Raw genomic sequence first — 18,594 nt, 5'->3', positions numbered from 1 at the left:
GGCGGAGCCCGTATGCTCTTAGACGCTACGCTATATCGCGACCTCAGGAAATAATTCAACTAAAAAGCGATAATTACAAATGGGCAGAAGCGGGGGGACGGCCTTATAATGAGCTATAGAAGCAGAAGATACCCCTGAGACATTGAGGTGACGGCTCCATGTATAAGCTATTGATTGTGGATGACGAGGCGCTCGTTCGCGAAGCGATTCAGGAGGGCATGAATTGGGAAAGCATGGGGCTCGTCTGTGCGGGTACTTGCGAGGACGGCATTGAAGCGCTGGAATTCATCGAGCGCGAGAAGCCGGATATCGTCATGACCGATATCGGAATGCCGTTCATGAACGGCATCGAGCTGACGCGCGAGCTCTCCGTTCGTTACCCGGACATCAAGGTCATTATTCTAACCGGGTATGATGAATTCGAGTACGCCCAGCAGGCGCTTAAGATGAAGGTTGCCGACTATATTATGAAGCCGGTTACCGCTATGGAAATGGAAGAAATACTCGTCAGGATTGCCGGACTGATGGACATGGAGAATAAGCAAAAAAGAGATTACGAACGATTAGAGCAGCAATTGAATGAAAGCATGCCGCTCTTGAAGGAGCGGTTCCTCGAGCGGCTTGTCACCTCCTCGATGACGGCGAAGCAGAGAAGCGAGAGCTATGACTATTTTCAGATCGCTTGGAGCGGACCGTTCTTGGTCGAGCTGGCCATCGACGTCGACGAGCTTGAATTGAAGCTGCCGGCGACGCCTTCCGACGATGAGCTGTTCCGATTCGCCATCTATAATATTACGAAGGAAGTCATGGAGAGATATGCAGGGGCGGAGGTGTTTCGCGACCGCGAAAATCGTGTGCTTGTCTTGTTGGCGGGTTCCGATTCCGAGGCGCTCTGCGAGGAATCGGGCGCAGCGGCGGAACAGATTCATGCCGCAATTACCGCTTATTTGCCGCTTAAAGCGTCAATCGGAATCGGACATATATGCAAGCAAGAGAACAACATCGCGCTCGCCCATCGATCGGCGTTGTCCGCGCTCGTCTACCGCTTCGTTATCGGGACGAACGAAATCATTCGCATCTCGGACATGGAACGGCGGGAGAAGCCGGCGATGCTGTCCGCCGTCGCATGGGAGAATGAGCTCATTACGAAGCTGAAGACGGGGACGCCTCAGGATATGGAAGAGTGGATAAGCAGGCTGTTCGGCACGTTCCGGAGCCAGATTTTCTCGCTCGACGTTTGTTATATTTATTTGCAGCGCTTCGTGCTTACGCTTATGCATACGCTCTACGAGATGGGAGCCGATACCGATACGTTATTCGGGGAAGCGGGAAATCCGATTGCCGAGATGGGGCAGATTGCTTCATTGAATGAGCTCCAGAGCTGGATGAAGGAGCTGTGCGGCAAGTCGGTAACGATCATCCGCAGTATGCGGGAGGATCACAGCATGCTGCAGATCGAGAAGGCGATGGCCTACGTGAAGCAGCATTATACGGAACCGGAGCTTTCGTTAAAGACGGTATGTACTCATATTTCCATGAGCACGAGCTATTTCAGCACCCTTTTCAAAACAAATATGGGCAAGACGTTCGTGGAATACGTCATTCACGAGCGAATGGAGAAGGCGAAGGAGCTGCTTAAGCTTACCGCCATGCGAAGCTATGAAATCGCTTACGCGGTAGGCTACAGCGATCCGCAATATTTCAGCAGCGCGTTCAAGAAACATACGGGGGATACGCCGACGGAATTCCGCGGCAAGATGTCGGGAGGCGAAGGATGAAGCTCGCGTCCTTCTTGCGTTTTCGAAGCATGCAGACGAATATGGTGCTCGCGTTTGTGCTGCTCATTCTGATGACCATCGTGATTATGAGCGTTGTTTCTTATTTCCTGTCGGAGGATGCCGTACAATCGAATGCGAAGACCTATACGACGGAACTTGTGAAGCAAGTGAACAACAATATTAAATCGTACGTGAACAGCATGAAGTATATTTCCGATCTGGTCGACGGCAACCCGTATGTGCAGCAGTATATGTCGGGGCAGGCAGAGGACGACCCGGAGAAGGAGCGGGAGCACAAACAGGCTGTTGCCGATTTCCTCGAATCGATGGCTGTATCGCGCGCCGATATTTCGTCGGTGAGTCTATTCGGCTACAATGGACAATTCGTGCCTGGCAACAAGGAGCTGGAGCTCAACCCGTTCATAGATATTCCGAGTCTTACCTGGTACCGCAGCGCTCAGGAAGCGGGAGGCGAGTACGTCATTTCTCCTTCGCATGTTCAGCCGGTATTCAAGGATAGATATCCATGGGTCGTCTCATTGAGTATGGAGCTGACGAGCAGAAAGAGCGGAACGAGGTTCGGCATCTTCTTGATCGACCTGAACTTTAGCGTCATGAACGATATGCTGCAGGACATTCGACTGGGTCAGCGAGGGTATTTGTTCATCGTTAATTCGGAGGGACAGATCGTCTATCACCCTCAGCAGCAGCTTATCTACAGCAAGCTGAAGACGGAGAAGATTCAAGAGGTGCTCCAAATCGAGAACGGCACGTTCATGAGCGGAGAAGGCGGCAGCCGCAAAATGTACACGGTGCAGGAATCCGATTTCGGGTGGAAAATCGTTGGCGTCTCCTATGTCAGCGAGCTGGTCGGCAATCAGAATAAGATGCGGCTGTCCATCATTGTGCTGGGGCTCGTCTGCATTGTGATTGCCATCATCATTTCCTTGTTCGTGTCGCAGCGGGTAAGCCAGCCGATCAAGCAGCTGCAGGGCTATATGAAAGAAGTGGAGAAGGGCAACTTCGACATTCAAGTCCCCGTCCCGACGACAATCGAGATAGGCAGGCTGGCGAGGGCGTTCAATATGATGGTTGGCCGAATCAAGGAGCTGATGTCCCAGGTCGTCAGGGATCAGGAGCTGAAACGAAGAAGCGAGATCAATGCGCTGCAAGCACAGATCAATCCTCATTTTCTCTATAACACGCTGGATTCTATCATTTGGATGGCCGAGAGCAAAAAATCACAGGAGGTCGTGCTCATGACCTCTGCGCTTGCCAAGCTGTTCCGGGCCTCGATCAGCAAGGGGGAGGAGCTCGTCACGATCGAGACGGAGCTTGAGCATATTACGAACTACCTGAAGATCCAGAAGATGCGTTACAAGAACAAGCTGGACTATCGTATCGAGACGGATGAATCGGTGAGCCAGTACAAGACGATTAAGCTGATTCTGCAGCCGATTGTCGAGAACGCGATTTATCATGGGATTAAGATGAAGCGCGGTCCTGGACTCATCACCATATATTCGGAAGAGACCGCTACCGATGTGCTTCTGATCGTTGAGGACAACGGGAACGGGATGGAAGAGGAGAAGCTTGCTAAGCTGTTGACCCAGCAATACGAGGGAGAAGCGGGCAAAGGGGTTGGCGTGGGCAATGTACACGGGCGGCTCAAGCTTTATTTCGGCGCGCAATACGGGCTTTCGTATACGAGCAAACCGGGCGAAGGTACAACGGTAACGATACGGTTGCCTAAGCATCCCCCGTTATAGGAGGCAGCATAAGATGATCTGGAAGTATAAACGAACATTGGCCATTATTTTGCTGCTGCTGATAGCCGCAGCTGGTGTGGCTTACTGGGGGCAAGGATTGTCGAGCAGGGATCCGGTCGATATTACGGTCATTATTAAGTCGACGGACGCTTCGATTGAGTTCTGGGAGGTGCTGATCGACGGGGTTCAGGAGGCAGCCCAGGAATTCGAAGCGAATGTGAAGGTGACCGGTTCCAAAACGGAAACAGATGTCGATGAGCAGATTGCGCTCGTCGAGCAGGCGATTGGGGAAAAGCCGGATGCGATCGTGCTTGCCGCCAATGATTTTGACCGTCTAGTCCCTATAGCCGAGAAGGTCAGGAGCAAAGGAATCAAGCTCATCATTGTCGATTCGGGAATTAATTCCGATGCGGCCCATAGCAGCGTTGCGACGGACAACGTGAATGCCGGCCAGAAGGCAGGCGAGATGATGCAAAGCCAGATTAACGGGCAAGCCAAGGTCGCTATCATCAGCTATGTCAAAAATGCCGCCTCGCACATCGATAGGGAGAAGGGTGTCCGTTCGATTCTAGGGAACAATTCGAATATTGAATTGCTTCCTACGTATTATGTGGAGGGATCGGAGCAGAACGCTTACCTCATGGCCAAGGAAATCTTGCAGTCGCAGCAGGATGTCGTCGGCATCATTGGGTTGAACGAGCCGACGACGGTTGGTGCGGGCAGGGCTATCCAGGAAATTGGAGGGAAGGACAAGGTTACATTGGTCGGCTTCGACAGCTCGGTTAACGAAATTATGCTGCTGGACGAAGGCGTTATGAAGGCGACGGTTATCCAGCGGCCTTTTCAAATGGGATATTTGAGCATGAAGACGGCCATTGACGCGGTTAGAAATAAATCGGTGCCGAAGTCTATCGATACAGGCTCTTTGGTTATTACGAAACAGAATATGTACGAGGAGGAAAATCAGAAGCTGCTGTTTCCCTTCGTTACGAACTAGCAGAACCTTTTTTGGGGTTCTGTTTTTTTGTTTTTAACACCCAAAATTATTCGACTTTTACAGGAAGAAATCACATGTAAGGGGACGGTGAAGATATGCAAAAATAGAGACACATCAGGAATCAATTAGCGATAAGGAGGGGGCAGGGATGGAGCAGACGATTGTTCGCATGGAAGGCATAGAGAAGCATTTCGCCGGCGTTCATGCTTTGAAGGGCTGCCGATTCGAGCTTCGTGCCGGCGAGGTTCACGCGCTTGTCGGCGAGAACGGCGCGGGCAAGTCGACGATGATGAAGGTGCTGACCGGCGTCTACCGGATGGATGAAGGGAGCATCGTCTACAATGGCCAGGACGTGCAAATCGCCGATACGAGAGCTGCCCAGAAGCTGGGAATCGGAATGATTCATCAGGAGCTTAATCTGGCTCAAGATTTGACGGTAGCCCAGAACATTTTTATCGGCAAGGAGCCGCGAGGGAAGCTTCGCTTTTGGCTCGATGACAAGGAGATGAATAGGCAGACCGCCTTGCTGCTGAAGCAGATGAAGCTGGACATCGATCCGACGACGCCGGTGTCGAAGCTGACGGTAGCCAAGCAGCAGATGGTGGAGATCATCAAAGCGATCTCTTACGATTCTCAGGTGCTTATAATGGACGAACCGACGGCCGCGCTGAGCGACTCCGAGATCGATGAGCTGTTCCGCATGATTGCGCAGCTGAAGGAGAAGGGCGTAGGCATCGTCTACATCTCCCATCGGATGGCGGAGCTGAAGCGGATTACGGACCGGATTACGGTCATGCGTGACGGCACGTATATCGACACCGTCGATACAGCCGCTGTCAGTATCGACCGAATCATTGCGATGATGGTCGGGAGGGAAATCTATCAACCTGCGAGGCCAGACAAGCAAGCCGCAGAGCAGCTTGAGAAAGTGCTCGAGGTTAGGGGACTGTCGCGTAAGAACGTGCTTCATGATGTCAGTTTCTCGCTGGCTAAGGGAGAAATTCTGGGCGTCGCGGGACTGGTCGGAGCAGGCCGAACGGAGACCGCCCGCGCGATCTTCGGCGCTGATCCGATCGATGCCGGCGAAATCTATGTGCACGGCCGCAAGGTGCGCATAACCGGTCCGCATCAAGCGGTAAAGCACGGCATCGGTTATTTGTCCGAGGATCGGAAGCACTACGGCTGCCTGCTTGATATGGATGTGAAGACGAACATAGCGCTTGCGGCGCTTGGCCGATTCAAGAATGCGCTCGGCTTCATGAGCGACAGGTGGATGGCTCGAATATCAGATCAAGTCATCGACGATTTGCGCGTGAAGACGCCGGGAATCGCACAGAAGATGAAGTTCCTGTCCGGCGGCAACCAGCAGAAGGTTATTATCGGCAAATGGCTGACGCGGGATTGCGATATTCTCATCTTTGACGAGCCGACACGAGGAATCGATATTGGGGCCAAAAACGAAATTTATAAGCTGCTGGAAGGTCTAGCGGCGGAGGGCAAGTCGATTATTATGATCAGCTCGGAGCTGCCTGAGATTCTGCGGCTGAGTCACCGTATTGTTGTGATGTGCGAAGGCAGAATTACGGGAGAGCTTATGAATGATCAACATGCCTCGCAAGAAAGGATTATGACGTATGCGACAGATCGAGTCAGCTAAGCGCCAGGCAGAAGGGGGATATCTTGCAATGAGAAATGCTACAATGGCCGGCGGTGTCAAACCAAAGTTCGCCATTCAATCCGGACTGCAGCAATTATTGGCATTCGGCAGCTTAATTCTATTAATTGTTTTTTTCTCCATCGCGTCGAGCAATTTCTTCGTATTCTCTAACCTGGTCGGCATTCTGCTATCGACTGCGGTAATCGGTGTACTCGCGCTTGGATCAACGTTCGTTATCGTTACAGGCGGCATCGATCTGTCGGTAGGTACGGTAATGACGCTCTGTTCGGTCATGACAGGGGTATTCATTACGATGTGGGGGCTGCCGGTGTGGGTCGGCATCCTCGGCGGATTGCTTACCGGAGCCGTATGCGGAATGATGTCCGGGCTCGTTATTGCGAGGTTAGGCATACCGCCTTTCATTGCCACGCTGGCGATGATGATGATTGCCAAAGGGCTGGCGCTTGTTATCTCGGGCACGAAGCCGGTGTACTTCACGGAGACGCCTGTATTTATGAAGATTTCGCAGGGCTCACTGCTGGGAGCCATCATTCCCGGCTTCGATATTCCGAATGCCGTTCTTATTTTCTTCCTCGCCGCGATTATCGGAAGTCTTCTGCTCTCCCGAACGATTGTCGGCCGCTACAACTTCGCAATCGGCAGCAACGAAGAGGCGACGCGCCTCTCGGGTGTCAATGTGCGCAGTTGGAAAATCGCCATCTATACGATTACCGGCCTGTTCACAGGTATAGCCGGCATACTGATGGCTTCGCGCCTCAATTCGGCGCAGCCGTCGCTCGGCATGGGCTACGAGCTGGAAGCAATCGCGGCGGTTGTCATCGGCGGCACATCGCTTAGCGGCGGGAAGGGCACGATCATCGGTACAGTCATCGGAGCATTAATTATGAGCGTCCTGACCAATGGGCTTCGCATTCTGTCCGTACCGCAGGAGTGGCAGACGGTCGTTGTCGGCTTCGTAATCCTGCTCGCTGTCTACGCGGATAACTTGCGCCGGCGCAAAGCTTAACGGCAACAACCATTCAATAACCATTCATTCAAACAAAGGGGTAGTGAACAATGAAAAAGGGTTTGTTTATGTTGGTACTCGCGATTGTTATGGTCATTAGCGCATGCGGTTCGAACGGCAATGGAGGCAACAGCGGGAATAACGGCAATGAGCCGGCGACAACGACCGCACCGAAGACGGAGACGGATAATGGCGGCAAGGATGCGCAAGCGGAGAAAATGTACATCCCGATCGTATCCAAAGGCTTTCAGCATCAATTCTGGCAAGCGGTGAAGAACGGAGCGGAGAAGGCTGCCGCTGAACTGGGCGTAGAAATCACGTTCGAAGGACCGGAAACAGAGTCGCAGGTCGATAAGCAACTGGAAATGCTGCAGGTCGCGCTGGATAAGAAACCGAGCGCAATCGGTTTCGCTGCCCTCGACAGCCAAGCTTCCATTCCGCTGCTGCAGAAAGCGAAGGATGCCGGTATTCCGATCATCGCATTCGACTCGGGCGTGGACAGCGACATTCCTTCCAGTCTCGTCACGACGGACAACGTTGCCGCAGCGGGCATGGCCGCTGACAAGATGTCTGAGCTGATTGGCGGAGAAGGAGAAATAGCTGTTATCGTTCACGACCAAACGAGCCGCACAGGCATCGACCGCCGCGACGGCTTCGTGAACCGAATCAAGGAGAAATATCCGAACATCAAGATCGTCGACATTCAATACGGCGGCGGCGACCATCTGAAGTCGACCGACCTTGCGAAGGCGATTATGCAGGCGCATCCGAATCTGAAAGGGTTCTTCGGGGCTAACGAGGGATCGGCAATCGGTGTCATCAATGCGGTAACGGAAATGAAGGCCGAAGGAAAAATTACCGTTATTGGCTACGATTCCGGCAAAGCGCAAATCGACGCGATCAAGAGCGGTTTGATGGCTGGGGCCATTTCGCAGAACCCGGTCGGCATCGGCTATGAAACGGTCAAAGCAGCCGTGGCAGCGTCCAAAGGCGAGACAGTGGCGGCGAAGATCGACAGCGGTTTCGTCTGGTTCGACAAGACGAATATCGATAGCGAGGAAGTAAGAGCCGTTATTTACGAGTAACCCAGATAATCAGAACTACAGCAAAGAAGCTGCAGACACGCGCCCGATGCGCGGTTCTGCAGCTTCTTTCGTGCTGTCTTTATTGTTGAGCGGCTGCGTCTGCTGCTGGAGCAGGCGGCGGCGTCGGCATTGTATTCGAGATCTTCGCTTTCTCGCGAATTTCAGTCATCCATGCTTGGGACAGGCCGCTTGCTTCTTGAGCGACAAGCGTCTTGCGAATTTCTTCTTTCTTCTCGTCGAGCGTAGGGTAAGTACCCACTTTCTCGTCGGTTTTCTTAATAATATGGAAGCCGAAGCTCGATTGAACAACGCCGCTCAGCTCGCCGACTTTCAGTGCGTAAGCTGCTTCGCCGAAGGCAGGGTCCATGTCAGCCTTCTTGAAGAAGTCAAGGTCGCCGCCGTTAGCTGCCGATGCCGTATCCGTCGATTTCTCCTTTGCAATTGTTGCGAAGTCTGCTCCGCCTTTCAATTGGGCAAGGATCGCATCCGCTTCCTCTTGCGTCGCTACTAAGATATGCGATGCGCGAATCGTTGTCGGCGTATCGGTGAACGTATCTTTGTTCGCTTCGAAGTATTGCGATACTTCTTCATCGGTTACGTCTGTTTTTGGCTCCAAAATCTTCGAAATCGTCAATTGGAACTTCGTATCGCGGGCAAGGCTTTCTTCCGTCATGCCGTATTGCGACAATACGGATTGGAATTCCTCAGGCGTGCCGAAGTTGGCTTTGATTTTCTCGATTTCGGCCGTGATTTCTGCGTCCGTCACACTTACGCCGGCTGCGTCCGCTTCTTGCTGAATAAGCTCTTCTGTAATTAGGTTGTCGAGCGTGGTAGGACCTCCTGCTTCTACGAGCGCGTCATAAAGCCTGCTCTGCGGGATATCTTGTCCATTGACGGTTGCGACAGCGCCGCCGTTGCTTCCGAATGGAGGCTTGATCAGAACAATGACGAGCGCAACAGCCAATATGGCCGATACGATCATCCATCCTTTGCCGCCGCCAGCTTTTGGCGCATCCGATACTTGTCCCGCTGCGTTCAGAGGTACAACTTCTGCAGTTGCCGCGGCTTGTTGCTCTGCATCAGCCTCATAGGCTTCCTCCGCTTCTTTCTCCAGGTCGATATCCTCTTGACCTTCGGCTTGCTCGAACAGCTCGTCCTGCTGTTCGTTCTCTTGCGTGAATTGCTCTTCCTTCGCAGCCGTTACTTTTTCTTCGTCTTTTTTGGACTGCGATTCATTGTTATTCATTGGATAAACTCCCTTCAATCTTCCTGTCATTTACCTACTATAACAAATCGTTTAGCAAAATACCTTAATCTAAAATAAAAATATTGCTTGCAACAATTGTCGTTTCATATTAATTGTATAGTATGTAAGACATGCTGTTGTCGAATTAACAGCTTTACGGAGGGATCAATTGTTCATACTGCGAGGGTATTATGACGGCTGGATTGTAACATTGTCATTTTTGATAGCGCTATTCGTAGCTTATTCCGCGCTTAATCTCACTTTTAAAATAACGAGTACCTCAGGGAAATCCCGATTGGGTTGGCTTGTTGCGGCTTCTTTCGTCATGGGCAGCGGCATTTGGGCGATGCATTTCGTCGGCATGCTTGCCTTCCATTTAGAGCTTCCTGTTCATTATGATGTCCGCGAGACTAGTATTTCCGTTTTTGCCAGTATTATCGGTTCATTTGCCGCTTTTTATTTGACGATGACAAGGCAAGCAACGAAGCGGCGGCTAGCGCTTGGCAGCCTCATCATGGGGGCTGGCATTGTTGCGATGCATTTCATCGGTATGTCCGCTATGCGCGCGCCGGCCACTACAATTACCTATAAGCCGCTTATATGGGCGGCGGCGGCTTTGTTTGCCGTCGTTGCTTCGTACGCTGCGCTATATATTTTCACGAAGTTTCGCCGAGACACGAACCGGGGCTGGCCGAAGTGGGGGGCTTCCGCATTAATGGGATTGGCGGTTTGCGGGATGCACTATACGGGCATGAGCGCGGCTGAGTTCTGGTGCGGCGACGATGAACTGTTAATGAGGGTTTCGAAAGTTGGAGTCGACCTCGTATTGCTTATTTCGATTACCCTTGTGATGCTTATGATTATGATGGTTACCTGGATTGCGCTTTACTTGGATCGGACGCTGCTGGAGCGAATGGCATTCAGCGATCCGCTGACGGGTTTGCATAATCGGCATGCGATGAATCATCATTTTGACCAAAAGCTCGGAGGTTCATCTCAAAGCGCGGTGCTCTTCCTCGATCTCGATCAGTTCAAGCTCATAAATGATACGCTTGGCCATGACATAGGCGATCTGCTTATCCAAGAGGTGGCTTCTCGTCTGCAGAAGTTTCTTGGACAGGACAGATATGTGTTCAGGCTTGGGGGCGACGAGTTTCTGCTGTTGGTTAATGAGATGAAGCAAGAGGCGATAGAAACGATGGCCCTGCTTATATTAGAAGAAATACGAAAAGTATATGTTCTGGATGGCAACGAACTGTACATCACAGGCAGTATCGGTATCAGCTACGCGCCGCAGCATGGCAAGGATCGTTCGACCCTGCTGAAGGCAGCCGACACGGCGATGTACCAGGCTAAGCGTCTTGGCAAAAATCAATTCTGCTCCTTCAATATCGACTTGGAACAGAAGCTGATCCGCAGAATGGAGATCGAGAAGGGGCTTCGAAGCGCGCTTGCTTCCGAGCAGCTCGCCTTGCATTACCAGCCGAAGTGGAATTCGGAACGCAATTGCCCGGTTGGCTTTGAGGCGCTTCTGCGGTGGAATCATCCGAAGTATGGCCTCATTGCGCCGAATGAGTTCATTCCGATTGCGGAGGAAACGGGCCTTATTGTCGGCATGACGCGGTGGGTACTGGAGCGGGCTTGCATCGATTGTAAAGAGTGGAATACGCGAACGGACAATAAACTGGGCGTATCCGTCAATCTGTCAATCAACGTATTCGAGAGCAAGAACTTAATGGACATGATTACGGCTGCCTTGCAGCGTGCTGCACTTGCGCCGGATATGCTTGAGCTGGAAATTACAGAATCGATCGTAATGAAGGATGCGCCCGATGTTATACGCCAGCTGCTCCCGCTTCAGGAGATGGGCGTGACGATCTCGATGGATAACTTCGGTTCGGGCTATTCGTTCCTCGGGGCGATTGATCAGATTCCGTTCCATACGCTGAAGATTGACAAGCATTATATGCAGGAGAGCGACTCTCCGTCTAAGCGGGCGATCGTCAATACAATCATTACGCTCGCGAATCAACTGAATTTGGAGCTGGTGGCGGAAGGAGTCGAAACGGAGCAGCAGCTCGACTTCTTACGGGCGGCAGGATGCACAGTCATGCAGGGCTACTATTTCAAGAAGCCGATGCCCCGCGAGGAGCTTGATCGCTGGCTGTTCAGCTTGAAGCAAGAGGCTGTGTAATCTTTTGTTTATCGAATACGACAGGGATGGTATGATAACCATATCTAGGTAAAATATGTTCGCAATTTGCTGAAAGCTATCGATTTGGATTGAAATGCGCCTTGCCACTTAATAGACGACGATTGAAGTGTAGGAGGTATCAGCTTGCGCAAAAATGCGGGGGTATTCGCAGGTCTCTTATTGTCGATGCTTGTACCGTGGCTTGGCTATTTATGGCTGAGGTCAACGGCGCTCGACAAATTATTTCAGGCGCCGAATGAGCATTTTTACATGGTTAGTCTCGTATCCTTGTTTGCGCTGCTCCTAGCGGTTGCAGTCGGCATCGTCGCGATCAGGCAGAGAAACATCAAGATAAGCTTCCTTTCCTTATCCTATGTCTCGCTTGCCGCGCTATTCGTCTTGCATGGCATGTCTACGCCCGGCTTTCTTATGCATCATTCCACCATCGCCGGCAATGCCGCGCAACTGAGTGTTTTAATCGCAGTAATATGGCTATGGCTCTCCTCCTTGTCAGCAGATTTATTCATTATAAAATGGTTTGCGAAGTGGCAGCGCTGGCTGCTTCCTGTATGGGTTGTTGTTCTGGCAGCAATCTGCTTTACGATATGGAATTACCCTGATCTGCTCCACGCTGCCCACTTGAAAGAGAATCCCATCAAATGGGTTGTCAGCGCATTTATTGTGGGTATGAATCTATGGACCATGTATCGCTATCTTCAAATTTACTTATCCTCGCGTTTTCCCTTACAGCTTGCTATTGTGTACAGCGCCGGTTGGATGATCATTGCGCAGCTCATTATCGTGACCGGCGAAACATGGAAGGCAAGCTGGTGGCTCTATCACTTCATGCTGCTCGCATCCGTCATCGTAATGGTAGGCGGTATTGTTAAACAATATATGAGCTCCAAGTCTATTACGTCGTCGGTGAAGCTGTTATTTCGGGCAAATCCGAGAGATTGGATCAATACGCACATGTCGCCCAGCGTCAAAGAGTTGATTATGACAACAGAAGCGAAGGACTCCTATACAGCAGGTCATAACTATCGCGTTGCGCTCTACGCGCTCAAGCTTGCAGAAGAGCTTGGCCTGTCAAGAATTGAGCTGCGAGCTATCGCACAGGGCGGACTCGTTCATGATGTGGGCAAGCTTCGCATATCCGATCGCATCTTGAATAAGCCGGGTAAGCTGACGCCTGAGGAAAGACTCGTTATCGAGCAGCATCCCGTCACAGGGTACGACTTATGCAGGCGTCTTGGCTTTATGCCCGAGGAGCTGGGTATTATTCGGTCTCATCATGAGAAGTGGGACGGCAGCGGCTATCCCGATCAATTGGCCGGCGACCTCATACCGCTGTTAGCTCGCGTGACAGCTGTTGCAGACGTATATGATGCGTTAACGTCCTCCAGGTCTTACCGGAAGGCAATGACCCATGAGGCGGCAATGAAAATAATTGAAGCGGAGAGCGGCATCCATTTTGATCCAAAATGCGTGCAGGCATGGGTTAGACTCGTTGCCGAGCAACCTGAATTTTTCAAAGAAACGCTTCGCAATACGCCTCATCTGAAGCTTGATCGCAAGCTAGCGAAATAATAGATTACATACCGCAGACCTATTTGACCTGCTTGGACGCGGGAGATATGCTATTCATGTAGGATCAATATTCCAATCAGCCGGATGGAGGAATACAGAAAATGACTTATGTTCCAGCAAGTAACCGATATGAAAGCATGAAATATAACCGCGTAGGGCGAAGCGGCCTGAGGCTCCCGGCAATATCGCTGGGCCTATGGCATAACTTCGGCGGAGGCGACCGTTACGAGAATGGACGGGCGATGGTTCGCCGCGCATTCGACCTCGGCATTACGCACTTCGACCTGGCGAACAACTACGGACCGCCGCCGGGCTCGGCGGAAGAGACTTTCGGACAAATTCTGAAGCATGACCTGGCTGCTTATCGCGATGAGCTCATTATATCGACGAAGGCAGGCTATCATATGTGGGAAGGCCCATACGGGGATTGGGGATCGCGCAAATACATGCTGTCGAGTCTCGATCAAAGTCTTAAGCGGATGAAGCTGGATTATGTGGATATTTTCTATTCGCACCGTCCAGACCCGAATACGCCGCTCGAAGAAACCATGGGCGCGCTCGATCATGCGGTACGTCAAGGCAAAGCGCTGTATGTCGGCATCTCCAATTACAGCGCTGAGCAGACGGCCCGCGCTTCAGCCATACTGAAAGAGCTCGGAACGCCTTGCCTCATCCATCAGCCGTCGTACTCCATGTTTAATCGCTGGATCGAGAACGGGCTGCAGGATGTGCTTGATGAAGAAGGGATCGGCTCAATCGTGTTCTCGCCGCTTGCCGGCGGCGTATTAACGAATCGTTATTTGAACGGTGTTCCTTCAGATTCGCGCGCGGCTGGTCCAAGCGTCTTTCTGAAGAGCGATCAAATTACGGAGAGCAAGCTGCAGAAGGTTAAGCTGCTTAATGAGATTGCTGGAGAGCGCGGTCAGACGTTGGCCCAAATGTCGCTTGCATGGGTGCTTAGAGGCGGAAGAGTAACGACTGCCTTGATCGGCGCCAGCCGTACCGAGCAGATTGATGATTGTGTTGCAACGCTTAATAGACTGGATTTCAGCGATTCTGAGCTTGATCGTATCGAATCCATATTAGCTGCCGAATAGAAAGAAAACATATGAAGCCGGGAGGCCTGTCTGATCAATTGGACAGCTTCCCGGTTTTTTTGTGGAGAAGTTGTTATCCTTTCATTTCTAAAACTCTTTATATAGTTCAATATCCTAATTAAAGGTATAATGAGATTGTGCATTTCTGGGCGTTATACATAAGCAGACGGGTTGAGAGGAGAAAGACACTTGAATAAAATGTCTTTACGGACCAAAGGGCTATGTTTAATCATTCTGATTTCATTATTTCCGTTGTTGTTGGCAGGGATAGGCAACTACTCTGCAGTGAAGCAGTCAATGATGGCATCGGCGTTCGAGAAGGCGAGCAGCCAGCAGAGCTCTCAAGCGAATGACTTGGCTTCGTGGATGGCGATCCGCAAGGCCGAAGTGCTGGTGATGAGCCGCACCGACGCCGTAAGGTTCGGCAAGGACGACACACGTCTGCCCTATTTTGAGCGTGAGCTGATTAGGAGCGGATTCATTTATTACTCGATGGGTTATGCGGACAAGGATGGTCTTGTATTGCGTACGGATGGCGAGCGGCGGAATATTAATAATGAGCCCTTCTTTCAGGAGGCTATCAGAGGCAAGGTAGTTATTACGGATCCGTATACGCCTTCCTTCTCCGACCTGAAGCAAGTAATGATTGTCGTACCCGTGTATGGCAGGCAGAACGAAGTGCAGGGTGTAGTCTATGCCTCGATCTTATTCTCGTCCATTGATCATTTTCTGGAGAAGAACAGCGATCAATCCGTTCTCTATTTGTATAACGACAATGGCAGCCTTATATATAATTCGATCTCCGGCGTTACCGAGAATGTATCGCTCTATGATAAAGGCGGAAGCTTGGAGTCTGTTGCGGATGAGCTTACCTCGTCTAATCAGGGCTATGTGCAAATAAGCGAGCAAGCGGAGCAGTATGCGCTATTCTATACCAAGGTTGAGGAGACGCCATGGCGTCTAGCGCTTCGAGAGCCGGCGTCCAAGCTTGAGGCTATGCTCAGCCCTATCTTCTGGCGCATCTTCATGACGATTGCTGTTTCGGAGGCTATTATTGCCATATCGTTTTACATGTATTTCGAACGCATTATTAAACGGTTGGAGCGTATTCTTGTCGTGACGGAGCAAGCCGCGAGCGGCAACTTCGAATCGAATCATTTGGCCGCAACGCCGAACGACGAGGTCGGTCAGTTAGCCCATTCAGTTAATGGCATGATGGAGCATCTGCAGGAGATGTTCGATCGTCTTGAGGCAATTATTAATCAAAATCAGTATTCGTTTATCGTGCTTGACGATCAATACCGCGTCACTTATCTCAACAAGACGGCAGAGGATATGCTTGGTTACAAGACGGAGGAGTTAATGGGCTGGGCTACGCCGCTGCTGTTCATGGATATGGAGGAGATCGAGAGGGAAGCCGCCATGCTGACGGAACGGTTGGGACGAGAGGTACAGCCCGGGATGGAAGTATTCAAGGAGCTGCGGAATGAAAACTTCTCTTATGAAAGAGAGTGGACATTCATCAGCAAGGACGGCAAGCGTATTCCGACTGTTCATAGCTCGAACGGCTTGCGCGACCGCAATGGCCGATTCTCTGGCGTCGTAGGGATGGTATCTAATATTACGGAGCGGAAGCAAGTGGAGAAGTCCCGCAATCGGCTGCTTGAGATCGTTGAATCGGCTAAGGACTTGATCGCTTCGGTTGATACGGAAGGTAACGTCATTTACTTGAATCGTGCCGGAAAGGAAATACTCGGGATCACAATCGAGGATGATTCTCCTGAATTAGTAGAGGAGCATGTAAAGCCCGCCATATACGAGGAATTGACGCGGGGGGCTGCTCTTGCCGCTGAACACGGCTTTTGGGAGGGCGGCGCGCAATTGACAAGGAAAGACGGCGAACCGCTTCATGTATCGATGGTCGTTGTCGCGCATCAGGATATTACGACAGGGGAGAGATTTTTCTCCTGTATCGCCCGTGATATATCGGAGCAGATACATGTGCAGGATGAATTGATTCGGGCAACGGAGGAAGCAGAAGAGGCGAATCAATCGAAAAGCCGGTTTTTGGCGCTTATGAGTCATGAGATTCGAACCCCGCTAAACGGCATTGTAGGGCTCACCCATCTCATGAGGAAGACAGGGCTGTCTTCTTCGCAGAAGGATTATATGGACAAGATGCAGACGTCTTCGGAGACGCTGCTGCGCATCATTAATGATATTTTAGACTTCTCCAAAATTGAAGCAGGCAAAATCGAGGTTGAGCGGCTGCCCTTCCAGCCGGATGAGCTGTTTAGCCGACTGGCGGACCAGCTTAGCGTATTCATGGGCGGCAAGGAGCAGTTCGAATTTATTATTGAGTCGTCCGAGCATATGCCGCAGACGGTCATTGGCGATGCGATGCGACTTGAGCAAGCGCTGCTTAATTTATGCATTAACGCGATTAAGTTCACAAGCAAAGGCCGTGTGAAGCTTGAGGTCGAGCAGCTGCAATCGACGGGAGATACCGTGCAGCTCAGGTTTGCGATATCGGATACCGGTATCGGAATGTCGAAGGAGCAGCTCGATAAACTATTCATGCCCTTCACGCAAGCAGACGGATCTACGACGCGTAAGTTCGGAGGGACGGGACTGGGGCTTGTCATTTCGAAGAGCTTCATCGAGCTGATGGGCGGCAAGCTGAAGGTTGAAAGTACGCCGGCAGTTGGCAGCCGCTTCTACTTCACTTTGTCGTTCCCTATCATTCATCATTATGCGCAGAGCACATGGCAGCTTAGCGCCGACATGGTCGAGCAGCCGGTATGGATTGTTGAGGATGACGCAGAGATGCTGGCGCATTGGAGCGGCATGATGGAGGCATTCGGAATGGCGCCGGTAGCTTTCGATTCATGGAAAACGACGAAGGAACGGCTTCTGCGGACGGGGGCTGGCGCGCTTCCCAAGCTCATTATTCTTGATATGGAAATGCCGGATATGTATGGGGTAGAGACGTGGCTGGAGTTCCACCGTGTCGCAGAAGAAAGAGGTGTAAGAACCATTGCCATGACGACCTCTTACGGGCGGGATGAAATGCTCCAATTACCGGATTCGCAGCGTCCCGTTACCTTGCTTATCAAGCCGTTGACGCGCGAAAGCTTGCAGCGTGCGCTTAGCGGACTTGATGAGAAGCGTGATTCAGGCACGGAGCTATTGCCGTATCGCAGGGAAGTCGCGGCTGCAAGCGAGGCCGTAAGGGTGGGCAGGGCGAGAATATTGCTGGCCGAGGACAACAAAATCAATCAGCTCGTCGCCCTGGAAATATTGAAGGCCAGCGGCTATGAAGCGGGCTTGGCCGAGAATGGGCAGGAGGCGCTGAATAAGCTGGACGAAGAGCATTGGGATCTTGTTCTGATCGATATTCATATGCCGGTCATGGACGGTTCCGAGGCGGTGCGGATTATACGCGAACAGCCTAGATTCAGTAAGCTTCCGATCATTGCGGTAACGGCCAATGCGCTCAGACAAGACCATGAGCAGTACTTGAAGCTGGGAATGAACGGGGTTGTGACGAAGCCGATTGATGCCGAGCGTCTGCAAAATGTAATTACGTATTGGCTGGCGCAGGCCGGCAAAGACAAGCTACTGCCTCCCGGCATATGGGAAGAGGATTTAATTGAAGCAGAGAACAGCAAGAGCAAGCAGGAGAAGACCCAGCTGGTGCTGCCGGAAGTGAAAGGAATGGATGTGCCGAGCGCTTTGGCCCGGGTGAACGGCAAGCTTCCTATCTTTATTCATATGTTAGAACAGTTTAGAAGGGATTACCTATCATTCTGTGAACAGTTGCGGTTAATGGTATTGCAGGAAGATCTATCCACCGCGAAGAGAATGGTTCATACGTTGAAGGGAGCGGCTGGTTATTTGTCGGCGGGGGAACTGTCGGCATCTGCGGCCGAGGTTGATCGCATTTTGAAAGAAGGGCAGCCCGAACCGGGCGAATTACATGCTTCCATTGCCATACTTAATAGGGATCTTACAACTCTTTTGGAAGAGCTTCAAGACGTTCCGGCTCTCTTCGACAGTAAAGCCTAACATTTTTCTAACAAGTTATTGTCCAGATATAATTGGTATTGTATAGTAGAGTTACAAAATATATTCGACAGAAATCTTCAATCCTG

The 18,594-nt window shown here is 51.4% G+C and carries 11 protein-coding genes; 10 read left to right on the top strand and 1 reads right to left on the bottom strand.

Features of this window, described 5'->3' with window-relative positions; all coding sequences use genetic code 11:
• Positions 1-158: 158 nt before the first annotated feature.
• The 6 genes from AC0YN0_RS16665 to AC0YN0_RS16640 all read left to right on the top strand — a co-directional run bounded on the left by AC0YN0_RS16665 (position 159) and on the right by AC0YN0_RS16640 (position 8,313).
• Entirely contained in the window at positions 159-1,778 is a 1,620-nt protein-coding gene (locus AC0YN0_RS16665) for a response regulator (protein ID WP_475822262.1), read from the top strand.
• The gene (locus tag AC0YN0_RS16660; RefSeq protein WP_475822261.1) at positions 1,775-3,547 is read left to right on the top strand and encodes a cache domain-containing sensor histidine kinase; all 1,773 of its coding nucleotides are present in this window, start codon (positions 1,775-1,777) and stop codon (positions 3,545-3,547) included. The genes AC0YN0_RS16665 and AC0YN0_RS16660 overlap by 4 nt, the downstream gene beginning before the upstream one ends.
• 13 nt (positions 3,548-3,560) lie before the next feature.
• Positions 3,561-4,544, top strand: coding sequence for a substrate-binding domain-containing protein (locus tag AC0YN0_RS16655; RefSeq protein WP_475822260.1), 984 nt, complete (start codon positions 3,561-3,563; stop codon positions 4,542-4,544).
• A 148-nt stretch (positions 4,545-4,692) separates the two neighbouring features.
• Positions 4,693-6,201, top strand: a complete 1,509-nt coding sequence (locus AC0YN0_RS16650; RefSeq protein WP_475822259.1) for a sugar ABC transporter ATP-binding protein — start codon at positions 4,693-4,695, stop codon at positions 6,199-6,201.
• A gap of 28 nt (positions 6,202-6,229) precedes the next feature.
• The gene (locus AC0YN0_RS16645; RefSeq protein WP_475822258.1) at positions 6,230-7,228 is read left to right on the top strand and encodes an ABC transporter permease; all 999 of its coding nucleotides are present in this window, start codon (positions 6,230-6,232) and stop codon (positions 7,226-7,228) included.
• Positions 7,229-7,278: 50 nt separating this feature from the next.
• Positions 7,279-8,313: a substrate-binding domain-containing protein gene (locus tag AC0YN0_RS16640; protein ID WP_475822257.1), complete on the top strand. Its 1,035-nt coding sequence runs from the start codon at positions 7,279-7,281 to the stop codon at positions 8,311-8,313.
• A gap of 79 nt (positions 8,314-8,392) precedes the next feature.
• On the opposite strand, the gene AC0YN0_RS16635 is transcribed toward AC0YN0_RS16640, so the two are convergent.
• Positions 8,393-9,559 (bottom strand): peptidylprolyl isomerase, encoded by a 1,167-nt coding sequence (locus AC0YN0_RS16635; RefSeq protein ID WP_475822256.1) that lies wholly within the window; start codon positions 9,557-9,559, stop codon positions 8,393-8,395.
• A 295-nt stretch (positions 9,560-9,854) separates the two neighbouring features.
• On the opposite strand from AC0YN0_RS16635, the gene AC0YN0_RS16630 reads away from it, so the two are divergent.
• The 4 genes from AC0YN0_RS16630 (at position 9,855) to AC0YN0_RS16615 (ending at position 18,508) form a co-directional block, all read left to right on the top strand.
• Positions 9,855-11,753: a putative bifunctional diguanylate cyclase/phosphodiesterase gene (locus tag AC0YN0_RS16630; protein WP_475822255.1), complete on the top strand. Its 1,899-nt coding sequence runs from the start codon at positions 9,855-9,857 to the stop codon at positions 11,751-11,753.
• A 144-nt stretch (positions 11,754-11,897) separates the two neighbouring features.
• Positions 11,898-13,343, top strand: a complete 1,446-nt coding sequence (locus tag AC0YN0_RS16625) for an HD-GYP domain-containing protein (RefSeq protein ID WP_475822254.1) — start codon at positions 11,898-11,900, stop codon at positions 13,341-13,343.
• 101 nt (positions 13,344-13,444) lie between these two features.
• Positions 13,445-14,440: an L-glyceraldehyde 3-phosphate reductase gene (mgrA, locus tag AC0YN0_RS16620; protein WP_475822253.1), complete on the top strand. Its 996-nt coding sequence runs from the start codon at positions 13,445-13,447 to the stop codon at positions 14,438-14,440.
• A 198-nt stretch (positions 14,441-14,638) separates the two neighbouring features.
• The gene (locus tag AC0YN0_RS16615; protein ID WP_475822516.1) at positions 14,639-18,508 is read left to right on the top strand and encodes a response regulator; all 3,870 of its coding nucleotides are present in this window, start codon (positions 14,639-14,641) and stop codon (positions 18,506-18,508) included.
• Positions 18,509-18,594 lie beyond the last annotated feature (86 nt).

The organism is Paenibacillus sp. J22P218, assembly GCF_056269195.1.
The sequence above is the reverse complement of the archived record's forward strand: the minus strand, read 5'-3'. Positions and strand labels throughout refer to the sequence as shown.

What these genes read in the sequence shown, in the direction of transcription:
- AC0YN0_RS16665 (WP_475822262.1), top strand. Translation starts at nt 159, where the DNA reads ATGTATAAGCTATTGATTGTGGATGACGAGGCGCTCGTTCGCGAAGCG.
- AC0YN0_RS16655 (WP_475822260.1), top strand. Translation starts at nt 3,561, where the DNA reads ATGATCTGGAAGTATAAACGAACATTGGCCATTATTTTGCTGCTGCTG.
- AC0YN0_RS16615 (WP_475822516.1), top strand. Translation starts at nt 14,639, where the DNA reads ATGTCTTTACGGACCAAAGGGCTATGTTTAATCATTCTGATTTCATTA.
- AC0YN0_RS16650 (WP_475822259.1), top strand. Translation starts at nt 4,693, where the DNA reads ATGGAGCAGACGATTGTTCGCATGGAAGGCATAGAGAAGCATTTCGCC.
- AC0YN0_RS16640 (WP_475822257.1), top strand. Translation starts at nt 7,279, where the DNA reads ATGAAAAAGGGTTTGTTTATGTTGGTACTCGCGATTGTTATGGTCATT.
- AC0YN0_RS16645 (WP_475822258.1), top strand. Translation starts at nt 6,230, where the DNA reads ATGAGAAATGCTACAATGGCCGGCGGTGTCAAACCAAAGTTCGCCATT.
- AC0YN0_RS16660 (WP_475822261.1), top strand. Translation starts at nt 1,775, where the DNA reads ATGAAGCTCGCGTCCTTCTTGCGTTTTCGAAGCATGCAGACGAATATG.
- AC0YN0_RS16635 (WP_475822256.1), bottom strand. Translation starts at nt 9,559, where the DNA reads ATGAATAACAATGAATCGCAGTCCAAAAAAGACGAAGAAAAAGTAACG.
- mgrA (WP_475822253.1), top strand. Translation starts at nt 13,445, where the DNA reads ATGACTTATGTTCCAGCAAGTAACCGATATGAAAGCATGAAATATAAC.